This is a genomic window from Hymenobacter saemangeumensis (assembly GCF_039541835.1).
GTDB classification, from domain to species: Bacteria; Bacteroidota; Bacteroidia; order Cytophagales; family Hymenobacteraceae; genus Hymenobacter; species Hymenobacter saemangeumensis.
On record NZ_BAABGZ010000013.1, the window covers coordinates 661,429 to 675,647 of the forward strand.

Consider the following 14,219-nt stretch of genomic DNA (forward strand, 5'->3'; position numbering starts at 1 on the left):
CAACGGCTAGCGCGCGCTGACTATAACCGAAAGCCAACTATACAGGCATTTCCAGCAGCTCGTTCTGCCAGCGCAGCTGCTCTTCCCGAATAGGGTAGGGGCGGCCGTGCCGAATGGTTTGGTACACGGCCTCGAACAGCTGCAGGTAGTCGCCAGCCGGGGCCGGGTCGGCCGTGGTGGTGAGGCTGCCGTCGGCGGCAACCAGCGTGAGGCGGCCTTCCTGACCCGGGGTTTCGCGGCCGTAGTAGGGCGAACGAAGTGAGGTGCCTTGCAGCAGCTGGGCTTCCTGCGGGTCGGTGCGGTGCTTTTGGTAGCTGCCCTGGGTGCCGTGCAGCACGTAGGCGGGGCCCGGGTCGGCCACCAGCAGGCTGGAAGTAATCCATACGTTAAGTCCCTGGGGGTAGCGCAGGTGCAGGCTGAAGAAGTCGTCGACCTGGGTGTGGGGCCGGTTAGCGCCCAGCGTCTTGCTGGCACTCAGGGGCTGGCCAAACAGGCTCAGAGCCTGGTCGATGAGGTGGGGCCCAAGGTCGTAGAGCAGGCCGCTGCCGGGTTGGGGGTTTTCCTTGAACTTCTTGGGGTTGAGGGCCACCTTGTAGCGGTCGAAGCGGAAGTGGGCTTCCAGCAGCTGGCCCAGCTGGCCGCTCTCTACCACCCGCCGCACGGCCTGGAAGTCGCTGTCCCAGCGCCGGTTCTGGTAGGCCAGCACGTGGCGGTCGGTTTCGCGGCCCAGGTCCAGCAGGGCCTGCAGCTGGGCGGTGGATGTAGCTACCGGCTTTTCAATCAGCACGTGCTTGCCGGCCCGCAGGGCCTGCTCGGCCAGCTCGAAGTGGGTGTTGCTGGGCGTGTTCACCACTACCAGCTCCAGGCCCGGCTCGGCCAGCAGCTCGGGCAGGCTGACGTAGCTCCGCACCTGCGGGTAGTCGTGCTGCATGCGCTGCTCGTTTCGCTCCAGCACTGCCCGCAGCGCAAACCCGGAGTGGGCCGCCACAAACGGCGCTTGAAACACCTTGCCCGACATGCCATAGGCCAGCAAAGCAGTTGAAATAGGTCCTTGGCTCATGCGCCAAAAATAGTACCTGCTGCCCGGTGCTCCGCATTCATTCCCACACGCTTGCTCTAAGTAAAAATCCCCGCACCGGCTTTAGGCCGGGGCTTTAGCACGGGGCACACGCTGCGATGCTGGAGCAGATTTTAGATTCGTGGGCTGAATTGAAGGTTAAAAGCCACTATGCCATGGTTTTAATACTTTTCAAAGGTGTGCGCCGCCCCGGGAGCTGCTGTAGGCAGCAGCTGCTCCACTTCTACCATAAGGCAGCAGGGTAGAGTGGAGGCTGGGCGCTAGCGGAGCAGAGCAGCTACCGTGGCAGCCGGGTTGACCGGGGCTGCGGAGCTGCCCGAATGGGCATTCACGGCAGGATTAAGCAACAGTAGGGTCAACAGCCACAGCAGCGCCAGGCCTGCTAACCGACGATTTAGTGAGGCGATGGTGGGCAAAGACAGGAAATGCAGAAAGAAGGGTTTCATAGGGGTGGGGTGAAGGGTGAAACGCTGGCACGCAGCTGGTACAATGATGCACCTCCGCTGCGCTGCTTTTGATACGACCCAGCAGGCTCGGCAATGGTTGCTTTAGTATGGTATTTATCCGGGTAAATAGAGTTCTGTCGTAGGATAATACCACTACTCAGGCGCTAGAGCCGAGTAGGGGCAGTAACAAGCACGCAGTAGCGCCGACTCTGCGAGTCCGCGCTGTTGAGCGTTCACGCGTGCAGACTCGCAGAGTCTGCGCTACACTTACTGCTAAGCCGCTCTGGCTTGCGCTACCCCAGGCAACGCTTGGGCTTGCCTGGCCGAGTGTGCCGAATAGGCTGTTGCCGCTTCCGCCAATTCAGTAGGACTGTACCAGGCTATTCGTTTTTACAATATAGTGCGGCAGCTTAGTGGGTACATGGGCGAAAGCTTACCTTCGTAATGGCAAAGTTTCTCGCGGAACTACCTTCGAGTGCCTTCATAGCTAGCGGCTTTGCTGCTGGGAAATAAGTAAAACCCGGGGCTTATCCACGGATTGCCCTAGTTGACTTTTCGATGAACTTACGATTTCACCGGTTGCTTTTGCTGTGGCTGCTGCTGGCCCTGGGGGCCGGGGCCCGCGCACAAAGTCCCAAGCTGGACCGCCTGCGGGCGCAGGTGCGGCAGCCCCAGCCCGACTCCAGCCGGGTGATGCTGCTCTGTCAAATCAGCGACGAGTACTGGACGCTGCGCGTCGACTCGGCCGAGGCCTATGCCCGGCGGGCGCTGGCCCTGGCCCGCCGCCTGCATTACCGGCACGGCGAGGCCCTGAACCGGCTGGGCGCCGCCCTGCGCGAAAGCAACCTGGCCCGGGCCCTCGAGCTGTTCCAACAGTCCCTGCGCATTGCCGAGGCTATCAACGACAAGCCCCTGGAAGCGCAGAACCTGCGTAGCATCGGCATTCTCTACATCTACCTGCGCGACAAGCACCAGGGTCTGAGCTACTACCACCGGGCCCTGCGCATCGGCGAAGAGCTGGGCGACGAGCACCGCACCGTGATTGAGCTCAGCAACATCGGGCTGGCCTACGACCTGTTCAATGAGCTGGACTCGGCCCAGTATTTTCAGCAGCAAGCCTACAACCTGGCCCGCCGCCTGGGTACCCGCACCAACTACATCCGGTACGGGCTGGGCAACGTGGCCCGCAAGCGCGGCGAGCTTGCCAAGGCCCGGGCCCTGTACCGGCAGAGCTACGAAGAGTCGATGGAAGTAGGCCACCTGCGCAGCGTCAACTTCGCCAGTGTAGGCATGGCCACGCTCTACCAGCAGATGGGCCGCCCCGACTCCAGCATCTACTATGCCCGGCAAGGCTGCGCCGCGGCGCAAAGGAATGGCTTCCTGCGCGGGGTGCTCAACGCCAGCACCTTGCTTACCCAAAGCTTCAAGGCCCGCGGCCAGGCCGACAGCGCCCTGAAGTACCAGACCCTCATGGTGGCCATGAAGGACACCCTCTTTGGGCAGGAAAAGGTGATGCGCCTGCAAACGGTGAACTACCGCGAGCGGCAGCGCGAGCAGCAGGCCGCCGCCGAGCAGCAGGCCCTGAAGGCGCGCTACCGTACCTACGGGCTGCTGGCGGGCCTGGTGGGGGTGCTGGCCCTGGTGCTGCTGCTGGGCTGGCACAGCCGGCAGCAGCACCGCGTCAACGCCGCCCTGGCGCAGTCGAATGCCGCCCTGGAGAAGTCGCTGGGCGAGCTCAAAGCCACGCAGGAGCAGCTGGTGCAGCGCGAGAAAATGGCTTTCCTGGGCGAGCTCACCGCCGGCATTGCCCACGAGCTGCAGAACCCGCTCAACTTCGTGAAGAACTTCGCCGAGGTGAGTACCGACCTGGTAAACGAAATCAACGGGGTGCAGACCGGCGCGGCCCGCAATGCGGGGCTGGAGCACGAGATTCTGGCCGGCCTCAAGCAAAACCTGCAGGAAATCAGCCAGCACGGGCAGCGCGCCTCGTCCATCATCAAAGGCATGCTGGAGCACTCCCGCACGGGCACGGGCCAGCGCGAGGCCACCAACCTCAATCAGCTGGTCGAGGAAAACCTGCGCCTGGCCTACCACGGCGTGCGCACCAAAGAAAAGAGCTTCACCGCCCAGCTCAGCACCCAGCTCGACACTACCCTGGGCCCCGTGCCCGTAGTAAGCCAGGACCTGGGCCGGGTGCTGCTCAACCTATGCACCAACGCCCTTTATGCCGTGCAGCAGCGCCAGACGCAAGCCGCCGGCACGGGCTTTCAGCCGGAGGTGTGCATCGCGACCCGCCAGGGGCCGGGCACGGTGGAAATCCGTGTGCGCGACAACGGTACCGGCATCCCCGAAAGTGTAAAGGCCCGCATCTTCGAGCCGTTCTTCACCACCAAGCCCGTGGGCGAAGGCACCGGCCTGGGTTTGTCCTTGAGCCGCGACATCGTCACGACCGGGCACGGCGGCACCCTCACCGTGGAGTCGCGGGAAGGCGAGGGAACTGAATTTATTATTCGCCTGCCCCTGGTGGTACCCGCGGCGCTGTCGCAGCCAGTACGTGCCGCGTAGCGCCGAAGCGCTGACTTTCAGCAGGATATGAGGAAGCCGGTGTGCAGGGCGCAGATGACAAACCCGCCAGCCCCCGTTCCAGCCAGCCGGGTTATAGGCGGAACTGCATGCCGAACTTGATGCCGAAGTTGTTGGCCTTGGGCAGGTCGCGGTACGTGACGCGGTGCAGAAAGTCGACGCGGATAAACTTCAGGATGTTTTCCACGCCGTAGCCCACTTCCACGTAGGGCTGCTTCTCCAGGGTCTGGAAGCGGGGCAGGGGATGGCCCTGGTCGTCGAAGGGCGGCAGCAGGTTGCGGTTGGCCGTCGACAGGTCGCCATACAGCATGTTGGCCGAGGCCACCAGGCGCCAGTTCAGGCTGCGGATACCCGGGATGGAGTTCAGCAGAAAGCCCTCCAGGTGCTGTTCGAGGCGCAGCGACACCGAGCGGTCCGTTACGAACTCGAAGTAGCGCATCAGGTTGAAGGCGTTGAAGTTGAGGAAGGGCGTTTCGTTGCCCAGCGGGGCCTTCAGCAGCGGGTAAGGCACGGCGCTGGGAATGTAGCTGCCCTCGATGCGGTAAGTGAGGCGCCCGAGCTGCCCGGTGTTCACGCTGTGGTTCATTATCAGATTAATCTTCTGATACTTGAAGTTGCTGCCCAGGAAGCGGTTAGCCCCCAGGGTGTAGCGCAGCGTCCACACCGGCCAGCGCTTCAGGCCAATGGCCCGGCGGCGGTTTTCGCTTTGCACCAGGTTTTCGTCGCGGGCGTAGCGCGACTCCAGCACCAGCTCCGACACCATAAAGTTGCGGCGCAGCCGGCGGCTGGGGCGCGGCAGGTCGTCGTCATCGTCGTCGTAAAACGCGAAGTCGTGCTGGGGCCGGAAGCGCTGATGGCGCAGCGTAACGGTTTGCGTGAAGCCATGAAACAGGTCACGCTGCAGGGAAAGCGCCGTCAGGTCGCGCAGCACGGGCCGTCCCTGAATAAAGTTGCCGGAGCGCGAGGCCGCCACAAACAGGTTGTTGTCGGGGATGAAGTCGTTGTCGAGCAAGGCTATCTGCTCAATGTCGTGGCGGTACTCAATCCCGGCTACGGTCCAGTGCCGGCGCTCCAGAATGCGGTTGGTTTTCAGCCCGTACTTAAAGATGTTATCGCGCGTGCCGTAGGCTACGTAGCCCTGCGTCACCCAGTTCAGGCTGATGTCGGGCGTGGTGCGGAAGCCCAGACGGAAGCGGTGGCCTTCGAAGTTGTTGTAGGCGTAGGTATTGAGGATGGGGCCAATGTCCCAGCGGCCTACGCGCTTGTAGCCGTTCACAAACAGCTCTACCCAGTCCAGGATGTTGCGCACTGAGGGCAGCTGCCTGGCCGAGTCAAGTACGGCGAAGGTCTGCTGCTCCGACAAGCTCAAGGTGTCGGGGCGGTGCAGGTCGAAGTAGCCCTTGGCCGGGCCGGTGCCGTCCATGGAAAGCCGGCCCAGCAGGCCGCCTTCGGGCTCGGGGTCGCTGGTTTGCTGGGCCACGTTCACCGGCACATCGTAAAAGCCAGCCTCGTGCAGCTGATTACGCACGAAGTTGGTGTTGACGGTGGTGGTGCGCACCCGCATGGCGGCCTGGCCTTCGTAGGGCTTAATGCCAAAGGCCATGCGCGTGCGGCCCGCCAGGCCCGGGCCCTGGTCGGGGGGCGTGAGGTCCTGAAAAATGCGGAGGTCGGTAACGAAGTTGATGTTCGCATCCGCATTCGCTATCACATCGATGCGGCGCAGGGCATAGCTTTCCGCCGTTATCCACATGGTGCCCTTAAACGCCAGGTCGTGGCTGCGCTTGGGCGTCACGGCAATTTTGTAGCACCAGTCTTTGTCGACAAACACCGAATCCAGCAGCTCGTAGTCGTAGCTTATCCGCCAGCCCTCGGCAATGGGCGAGATGAAGTCCTTGCCCATGATGTTCTGCCAGTTCGGGTAGAAGTCTATGTTGATGAAGTTGGCCCCCAGCACCTGCGACAGCACCGAGCCCTCGCGTGGCCCGGCACCGCGCATCTGCCGGTGCTGAATGTCTTCGCGCCGGCGCAGCGGGTTGAAGCGCTGGTACACTTTGGAGCCTACTTCGGAAGCAAACAGGGGCAGGGGAGCGTCGGGGTCGGCGGCAGCGGCGGCGCCCCGGCGCGCGGCCAGGGCCCGGATGTCCTTCACCACCTTGCGCTTGGCAATGCGCGGCGGCAGCTCCGACAGGCTGACCTCGATGCGGTTGTAGGAGTCGAACTCGGCGGCTGTCAGGGCGTTGCGCTCGTTCTGGGACTTGTGCTTCTGTACTTCGCGCAGAATGCGGAATGCCGGGTTTTCACCGGGCCGCACCACTACTTCGGCCAGGGCCACGCCGCCGGGCTTGAGCCGGAACAAAACCGTTTGCTGGGGAGCTGCCGAAAGCTTTTTACGCATGGTAGCAAAGCCCAGGGCCGAAGCCGCAATGGAATCGGGCATTCCGCTTACAGCCAGCTTGAACTTGCCTTCCAGGTCGGCGGTGGCTCCGGTAGCGGTTTTGGGAATAAAAACAGAGGCGAAGGGTACCGGCTCCCCACTGCTGGCCTCTACTACTTGCCCCACAATGACAATACGCTGGGCTGCTGCTGGGAAAGCAAATAGGCACGCCAGAAGCAGCATAGCAAGTACTCTCATAAAGATGTATTGACGCAGAAAATAATGTTGAAAATGCCGGACAGCCCGCAAGTTACAGAAAGCTTAAATAGCCAACAAGTAGTTCCGGCGTGCCTGGCAAAAAATACTTCCTTTCCGGTATAAGACAATTTTTATCCTGCAAAACACTACGGTGATTTTGGTCGGTAAGATGTGAATTGCACCGCATTGGTTGCCTAAGGGAGGGCACGAAAAAAGGATGGGCGCGCCGGTTGGCCCGGCTGGGCCGGAAAAGAACCGGAAACACAAGCAGGCCGCAGGCCGCGAGGCCGTAGCAGCGAGTGCGCTGTGGAGCAGGAAAGCGGCCGGGCCCCATTGCATTGGTCCTAGTATTTCAACCGTTGTTCCTACCCCAGCTGCTTTTGGTCCAAGTCGGACAGTAGCGGGGTAGGATGACCCTGCCGGAAGGGCAGAACTTTGCGGCGATAACAGGCTGCCAGACAGATAGCACTCGCTGCAATTCGGGCATCTTAACCAACCCCCAACTCAATCTTCGGATGAAAAAACAATACAAAGCGCTGGCTTGTGCCCTGCTGGGCACGCTGCTCTCGCCGGTCGCAATGGCCCAGAACAGTGAGCGCATTCAGCAGAAATTCCTGGGCCCCGACAACCAACCTGAAATGGTACAATTTTCGGCTGCGGGCAAAGCCGCCTACCGCCTGGCCAATGCCACGCAGGTGCTCCGCGAGCAGCTGGGCCTGACGGCTGATGACGCGCTGCTGCCCGTTTCCCAGGAGGCCGACGAAGTAGGCCTGGTCCACCGCAAGTACAGCCAGTTTTACAAAGGCATCAAGGTAGAGCACGCCGAGTACTCGGTACACGCCAAAGGCGATGCCATCCAAAGCATCAGCGGCGACTTCGAAAAAATCGAGAACCTCAACACCACTCCAACCCTGCGTGCATCCAAGGCCCTGGCCCGGGCACTCAGCTTTGTGAACGCCCGCAAGTACATGTGGCAGGATGCGGCCGCTGAGGCTCAGTTAAAAAGCATGAAGGGCAGCCCGACGGCCACCTACCTGCCGGCAGGCGAGCTGGTTGTTGTGCGTAGCCTGAAAACGAACGAGCCCGTGCTGGCCTGGAAATTCGACATCTATGCCCAGCTGCCGATGAGCCGTGAGTACGTGTACATCGATGCCCACACCGGCGAAGAAGTAATGCGCGACGCCATTATCAAGCACGCCAATGCAACGGGCACTTTTGACACGCGCTACAACTACACGGTTACCAGCACCACGGAAACCACCACGGGCGGCTACCGCCTGCACGACGCCACCCGGGGCAATCGGATTGAGACAAAGAATATCAGAAACAGTAATCTGTTAAGCGCGGTAGTGGACTTCGTTGATGCGAATAACCACTGGACTGCCGGCGAGTACGATAATGCGAAATTCGACAACGCGGCCCTTGATGTGCACTGGGGAACGCAGGTAACGTACGATTATTGGAAAAACGTGCACGGACGCAATAGCTACGACGGCTCGGGGGCCAAGCTTGCCAGCTACGTCCACTTCAACGAAGACCCCAGCCAGTTTGCATCTACCATAAACGCGGGCTGGGATAGCCAAAACGAGCTAATGGTTTATGGGGATGGCGGAGTTGATGGCCAGGGCAAGGTGTATGGCCCGCTCACCTCGCTGGATATTGTGGGGCATGAGCTCGGCCATGCGGTTTGCGACAAGACGGCCAAGCTCAGATACCAGAATGAGTCGGGCGCCCTGAACGAAGGCTTCTCGGATATCTGGGGCTCACAAGTAGAGATTTACGGCGGGCGGTTTAATAAGTCGGCGTGGACCATCGGCGAAGACGTAACCAGCGGGGGACTGCGCTCCATGAGCAACCCCAACCTATCCTCCCAGCCGGATACCTACGGCGGCCGGTTCTGGCAGCCAACCGTTTCGAACCCCATGGGTGGACAAAACGGAAATGACTATGGCGGTGTGCATACCAACTCAGGCGTTCTGAACTATTGGTTTTACTTGCTAAGCGTGGGCGGAAGCGGCACCAACGACCACGGGCGGACCTTTTCCGTAGCCGGGATAACCAGCAGCAAGGCCGCCAGAATTGCTTACCACGCCGAGCGCTTTTACCTGTCGCCGGCCAGCTACTTCGCCTCGGCCCGCACGGCCACCCTCGCCTCGGCCACCGACATCTACGGCGCGGGGTCGGCGGAAGTGCGGGCAGTGGAAAATGCCTGGTTCGCCGTGGGGGTTTACAACAACACGCCCTCCTATTGCACTTCCAAAGGTGCCAGCGCAGCCACTGAATGGATTGACCGGGTGAGAATTGGCAGCATCGATTCAAACACGGGCTCCAACGGCGGGTACAACTTCTTCTATAACCTGGGGGCCACTCCGCTGGCCGCTGGTATGCAGCATTCCATTCTCTACTCGGCGGGCTTCAGCAGCGGCAACTCGTTTGCGGAGAACTTCAGAATTTACATCGACTACAACCAGAACGGCGTGTTCACCGACGCCGGGGAGCAGATTGTGAACATCACCACTCCGGACAAATGGGACTATGCGTCCACTTTCACCATCCCCACCACGGCCCTGACCGGCCCGACCCGCCTGCGAGTGGTCATGAGCAGGGCCTCGGCCACCAACAGCTGCGGCAGCTACAGCTACGGCGAAACCGAAGACTACATCGTTGATATCATTAATGGGACTTCCCCGGTGCCCGCTCCCGTGCCCCGCATGGCCACGGCTACAGCCAAAGCGCCTACCAGGGGCGACCTTCAGCTAACAGTCTTCCCCAATCCGGCAACCGACCTGCTGAACGTAGCGCTGGAAGGCAGGCCAGCCCCCTTGTCTGTGGTCATAACGGATGTTCGGGGGGCAGTGGTGGCCACCCAGGCCGGGCCGGATGGCGCGCTGCGCATCGGGCACCTCAACAAAGGAATTTATACCGTAACCGTAAACGACGGCGAGCGCACCTACCACAAGCGCTTTGTGAAAGAATAAGCCGCGCGCTGCCCACTCATGCAACGGCCTGCCAGGAATACTGGCAGGCCGTTTTGTTTAGGTCAAGCATAGCCCGGCCCGTGGGGGCTACTGTAGCTTTACCAGTACTACGCGGCGGTTTTTAGGACGCTGCGCGGGGTCGGTGTTGTCGGCTACGGGGCGGGTGCCGCCATAGCCAACGGGGCGCAGCTGGCCGTCGGGCACGCCGTGGGCAGCCAGGTAGCGGCACACGGCCTCGGCGCGCTGCTGGGAGAGCTGGCGGTTCAGCTCGGGCACGCCCACGTTGTCGGTATGGCCCTGCACTTCCAGGCGCAGGCCGGGGCGGGCGCGCAGGGCCACCGCCAGGTCGTCGAGGGCCGCCCGGGCGGCCGGCAGCAGCTGGGCCTGGCCCTGGTCGAAGTACAGGTCGGGCAGGGTTACGGCTTCGCCCTCGTCGAGCCGGGCCACCCGGGCCGCGGCCGAGTCGATGCTGGGACGAGGAGCCGGAATAGTAGCCGGTGCTGGCAGTGGTTTCGGGGCCGGAACAGCCAGGGGCTTAGGCCGGGCGGGAGGGCTGGGGCTGGCACTCGGATTGGAGCCAGGAGCCGGGCCTCCCGTGGCCGCCGCAGCCTGGTCGGTGGGCTTGGCCGGCGCAGGAGCTGCCGCTTGCGCCGTCGTCGCATTGGGAGGCGGCTTTCGGTACAGATAGCGCGAAGGAATGGGCTCGGCGCCGGAAGGCTGGCTGCCCATGTTCCAGCCATTGCGCCAGGTGGGCGGGGGCTGCTTGGCCGCGTCGGGCCGCTCCCAGGTGAGGCGGGCGCGGTTATCGAGAATGTTTTGATAGTAATCGACGCGCAGGCGGTAGGCCTGGCCGGCTGTAAGCTCCACGGTGGCCGTGTATTGCCGCACGGGCTGGTCGCGCCACTCGTTCAGAATCTGGCGCTCGTTAATCCACAGCCGCATGCCATCGTCGACGGTGACGTGAAACTTGTAGCGCCCGCTTACCGGCGGTACCAGCCAGCCCGTCCAGCGCACCGAGAAATGCTCAGCGGGCACGCCAGGGGCCGGCTCGCTGCCGGTCCAGTCGAAGTCGATGGTGGCATCGTGGCGGATGACCATCACCCGCTCGAAGTTCTGGCCGTCGTAATACTGGCCCACCAGGCCGTCGCCAGCCGGGGTCTGGGCCCGGGCCGGGGCAGCCAGCAGAAAGGAAGAGAGCAGCGAGGCAATACCGAGGCGAAGCATAACGCAATAACGACAACGGCAGGCGTTAGTATAACCGACGCGGCCGGGTTAGTCGGCGGCTTTATCGTCGCGCGCGGCTTCCCCTATCTCCTTGGCCGTGTGGCCGGCCTGCAAGGCCACAAACTCGGCCTGGCGGGCGCGAATGCGCACCTCGTCCCGGGCGGGCAAATCCATGCGAATCTGCTTTACCTGGTCGTTCAGCCGCTTGTACACGGCCCGGGCATAGTCCCAGTCGCGCTCCGACCAGGTGCTGCGCTGGGCCCGGGCGCTCCGCACCAGCTGGGCATAGGCCGCAGGCAGGTCGGCCGGCGTCAGGTTGTCTATCTGCCCGGAGTAGGGCCCCATGAGCTGGCTTTCCATGGCAATTTCCTGGCGCGGGTCCAGCGGAGAGTCGCGGCGGCGGCGGTTGGCGGCATTTACCCGGGCGGCGGCTTTGCCCAGGTTCGCAATTTTGCGGGTGCCTTTGCGGGCCAGGGTGTCCAGCTCGTTCAGCTCATCCTTCACAGCGGCCTGCCGCTCGCGCGGGGTTGAGTCGCAGGAAGTAAGAAACAAGGAAGCTGCTGCCAGGCAGGCGGGCAGCGAAAGAAGGGAAAGGCGCATGGTGCAAGCAGACTGATAAAATAGCAGTTCGCTTGTACGCATGCGCCGGGCAGAAGGTCGGGCCGGCGGGCCGTAGTTGAAAGAAAGAGGGAGGGGCACCGCCGGGGTAGCCAGTGCCAAAGCGGTACGTAAAGCGGGCCTTAGTTGCGGTTTTCTGGTTGATGTACGGCCTCGTTCTCGTGGCTGCCTCACCCCCCGGCCCCAAAAAATGCTTAATCCGCATTTCCGAAAAGGAGAGGGGGAGGCACAGGGTTGACCCATACAAAAACCTGAAATTCAATGTGAGTTGCGGAGCCCTGGAGCCTAATCAGCGATAAGCCGCACTATGGGCCAAGTAGAAATAAGAAAGGGGGCGTGAAAGGTTAAAAGTCAGGCAGTCCTGCTTTTAACCTTGCACGCCCCCTTATTAACCTTAATCCGCGGAAAGAGACAGAGCCCTAATAGCCAATCTGCGTAACCGGCTGGGCGAGGCGGAAGGTCATGGGCAGCTCGTACTCAATGCGCACGGCTTTCGAGCCTATACGGGCCGGAATCCACTGGTCGGGAATTTCGCGGGCCACCCGCAGGGCTTCTTCATCGCAGCCCCCGCCAATGCCGCTCAGCACCTTGTGGTTGGAAGCCCGGCCCAGGGTGTCGAGGGTGAAAACGATGGTAACCCGGCCCTGAATGTTGCCGGCCTGGGCTGCCTTGGGGTAGTTCAGCCGGGTGGTGTAGTTGGCCAGGGCGGCATCGCCACCAATAAACAGCGGTGGCTGGTCAACGAGGCGGCGCGTCCATTTGCCGGACTGCAGCTCTACGTTGTAGTGGGATTCCGGAATGGGACGGTAATACACCAGCTTGTTATTGGTGTGGTCGTACTTCTGCACCGTCACCTGGCGCTTGGAGGGAGTGTAGCCAAAGTACTCCCATACGCCCACTTTGTTCTTTTTGTCCATCATGCCGCTTTCCCATTCCGTGGTAACCATTTTTTGGGCGAAAGCGGGAGTGGTGGTAAGAGCTACTAAGAAAACGAGATAAGTAATTGTATTCTTCATGGAACTGGTGGGAAAAAATCGGAGAAAGAGTGCTTGAGGGCCTCAAAACCTGATTAGGTTAAAGAAAGGTACATTCGCTAGACACAAGAACGCAAATTTTCCCTAATCGATTGCATCATTTTCTCCCAATCGTTCCCGGAAGGTAAGCTGTAGCTCTCGCAGGCCGTAAAATCCTGAGCAAATGGCATCCAGCCGATTTAATATGGCCAATGCGCGCCGCGTTTCGCCCAAGTGTTCGAGAATACGAAACTGTCCCCACAGCGCCCCGAAATGACGAGGCTCGCGCTGCAGTGCCGCTGCAATGTCGGACAGCGCGGCACGGTACTCGCCCCGCAGATAATAGGCCGTAGCACGCTTGTTCCAGCCCTCGGCAAGCTGTGGCGCTAGTTGGATTATCTGGTTAAACTCGGCGATGGCTGCTGTATAGTCTTCGGCCTGCAGGGCCCGCATGCCGGCTTCGAGGGCCTTGTCTAGGTGCTGCTGGCCTGTGCTGAGCCAGTGCTGCCAGATGGCGTCCTGCAAGGCTTCAATCTCCACGGGCGAGGTGGCCGCCCGCAGGCGGTCGAATAAGTCATCTAACACAGCTGACATGTGAGGCTGGACAGTGAGCAGTTAACAATGAGTATTAACGTCCCTCATTTCTTCCGGTTCCGGGTTCCCTGCTGGTTAAAACAGCTCCTTGGCTATCCGGCGGATGCTTTCGGCCTTGCCCATGGAGTAGTAGTGCAGGCAGGGCACGCCGTGGGCCATGAGCTCGCGGCTCTGGTTGAGGCACCACTCGATGCCGATGGCGCGGGCCGACTCGTTGTCGCGGCACTGGCTGACGGCCTCGGCCAGGGCTTCGGGAATGCTCAGGTAAAAGGAGCGGGGCAGGGTAGTGAGCTGGCTTTTGGTGGTGAGGGGCTTGAGGCCGGGAATGATGGGCACGGTGATGCCGGCCTCGCGGCAGCGCTTCTCGAACTTAAAAAACTCCTCATTGTCGAAAAACATCTGCGTTACGATGTAGTCGGCGCCGGCGTCAATCTTGCGCTTGAGGTAGCGCATGTCGGAGCCATGATTGGGGGCTTCGAAGTGCTTTTCGGGGTAGCCGGCCGTGCCAATGCAGAAGTCGGACGCCCAGGCGTCGGTGCCTTCGGGCTGGAAGTTCTCGTCGTGGTCGTGGTAGCGGCCGGCGTTGAGGGCGGCAATCTGGGCAATGAGGCCGTCGGCGTAGGCGTGGCCCTCGGGGTGGGGCTGGAAGTGGGGCTCGGTTTTCACGGGGTCGCCGCGCAGGGCCAGCACGTTGTCGATGCCCAGGAAGTGCAGGTCTATCAGGGCGTTTTCGGTTTCCTCCCGCGAAAAGCCGCCGCAGATGAGGTGGGGCACGGTGTCCACGTCGAAGCGGTTTTTGATGGCTGCGCAGATGGCCACCGTGCCCGGCCGCTTGCGCACGGCCCGCCGGGTAAAGCCCCCGCCGGGCCGCTCGCGCAGCACAAACTCCTCGCGGTGGTAGGTCACGTCGATAAACGGCGGCTTGAATTCCAGCAGCGGCTCGATGTTGTTGAACAGGTTCTGAATGGTTTCGCCCTTGCGGGGCGGCAGCACTTCAAACGAGAACAGGGTTTTGCCCTTGGCGCGGGCCAGGTGTTCGGTAACTTTCATATG

10 protein-coding genes are annotated in these 14,219 nt (G+C 61.7%); 2 read left to right on the top strand and 8 right to left on the bottom strand.

What is annotated here, in order from left to right; translation table 11 throughout:
* Positions 1-37 precede the first annotated feature (37 nt).
* Positions 38-1,060 carry a Gfo/Idh/MocA family protein gene (locus ABD919_RS07105; protein WP_345235139.1) on the bottom strand — a complete coding sequence of 341 codons (1,023 nt, stop codon included), beginning with the start codon at positions 1,058-1,060 and terminating at the stop codon, positions 38-40.
* Positions 1,061-1,338: 278 nt separating this feature from the next.
* The gene (locus ABD919_RS07110) at positions 1,339-1,524 is read right to left on the bottom strand and encodes a hypothetical protein (protein WP_345235141.1); all 186 of its coding nucleotides are present in this window, start codon (positions 1,522-1,524) and stop codon (positions 1,339-1,341) included.
* A gap of 558 nt (positions 1,525-2,082) precedes the next feature.
* Here ABD919_RS07110 and ABD919_RS07115 point away from each other — a divergent pair.
* A complete protein-coding gene (locus ABD919_RS07115; RefSeq protein ID WP_345235143.1) occupies positions 2,083-4,089 on the top strand; it encodes a tetratricopeptide repeat-containing sensor histidine kinase in 2,007 nt (668 codons plus the stop codon).
* A 91-nt stretch (positions 4,090-4,180) separates the two neighbouring features.
* Here the strand turns inward: ABD919_RS07115 and ABD919_RS07120 are convergent, their stop codons facing one another.
* Complete coding sequence (locus ABD919_RS07120; protein ID WP_345235145.1) at positions 4,181-6,739, bottom strand: DUF5686 and carboxypeptidase-like regulatory domain-containing protein; 2,559 nt, start codon at positions 6,737-6,739, stop codon at positions 4,181-4,183.
* 515 nt (positions 6,740-7,254) lie between these two features.
* Between ABD919_RS07120 and ABD919_RS07125 the strand changes: the two genes are divergently transcribed.
* Positions 7,255-9,717, top strand: coding sequence for a M4 family metallopeptidase (locus tag ABD919_RS07125; protein WP_345235147.1), 2,463 nt, complete (start codon positions 7,255-7,257; stop codon positions 9,715-9,717).
* Positions 9,718-9,804: 87 nt separating this feature from the next.
* On the opposite strand, the gene ABD919_RS07130 is transcribed toward ABD919_RS07125, so the two are convergent.
* From ABD919_RS07130 to metF, 5 genes are all read right to left on the bottom strand, one after another.
* Positions 9,805-10,941 (bottom strand): PA14 domain-containing protein, encoded by a 1,137-nt coding sequence (locus ABD919_RS07130; protein ID WP_345235149.1) that lies wholly within the window; start codon positions 10,939-10,941, stop codon positions 9,805-9,807.
* A 48-nt stretch (positions 10,942-10,989) separates the two neighbouring features.
* The gene (locus tag ABD919_RS07135) at positions 10,990-11,541 is read right to left on the bottom strand and encodes a hypothetical protein (protein WP_345235151.1); all 552 of its coding nucleotides are present in this window, start codon (positions 11,539-11,541) and stop codon (positions 10,990-10,992) included.
* Positions 11,542-11,978: 437 nt separating this feature from the next.
* Positions 11,979-12,506 carry an energy transducer TonB gene (locus ABD919_RS07140; protein ID WP_345235153.1) on the bottom strand — a complete coding sequence of 176 codons (528 nt, stop codon included), beginning with the start codon at positions 12,504-12,506 and terminating at the stop codon, positions 11,979-11,981.
* 171 nt (positions 12,507-12,677) lie between these two features.
* Positions 12,678-13,166 carry a tetratricopeptide repeat protein gene (locus ABD919_RS07145; protein WP_345235154.1) on the bottom strand — a complete coding sequence of 163 codons (489 nt, stop codon included), beginning with the start codon at positions 13,164-13,166 and terminating at the stop codon, positions 12,678-12,680.
* 75 nt (positions 13,167-13,241) lie between these two features.
* A complete protein-coding gene (gene metF, locus ABD919_RS07150) occupies positions 13,242-14,216 on the bottom strand; it encodes a methylenetetrahydrofolate reductase [NAD(P)H] (protein WP_345235156.1) in 975 nt (324 codons plus the stop codon).
* Positions 14,217-14,219 lie beyond the last annotated feature (3 nt).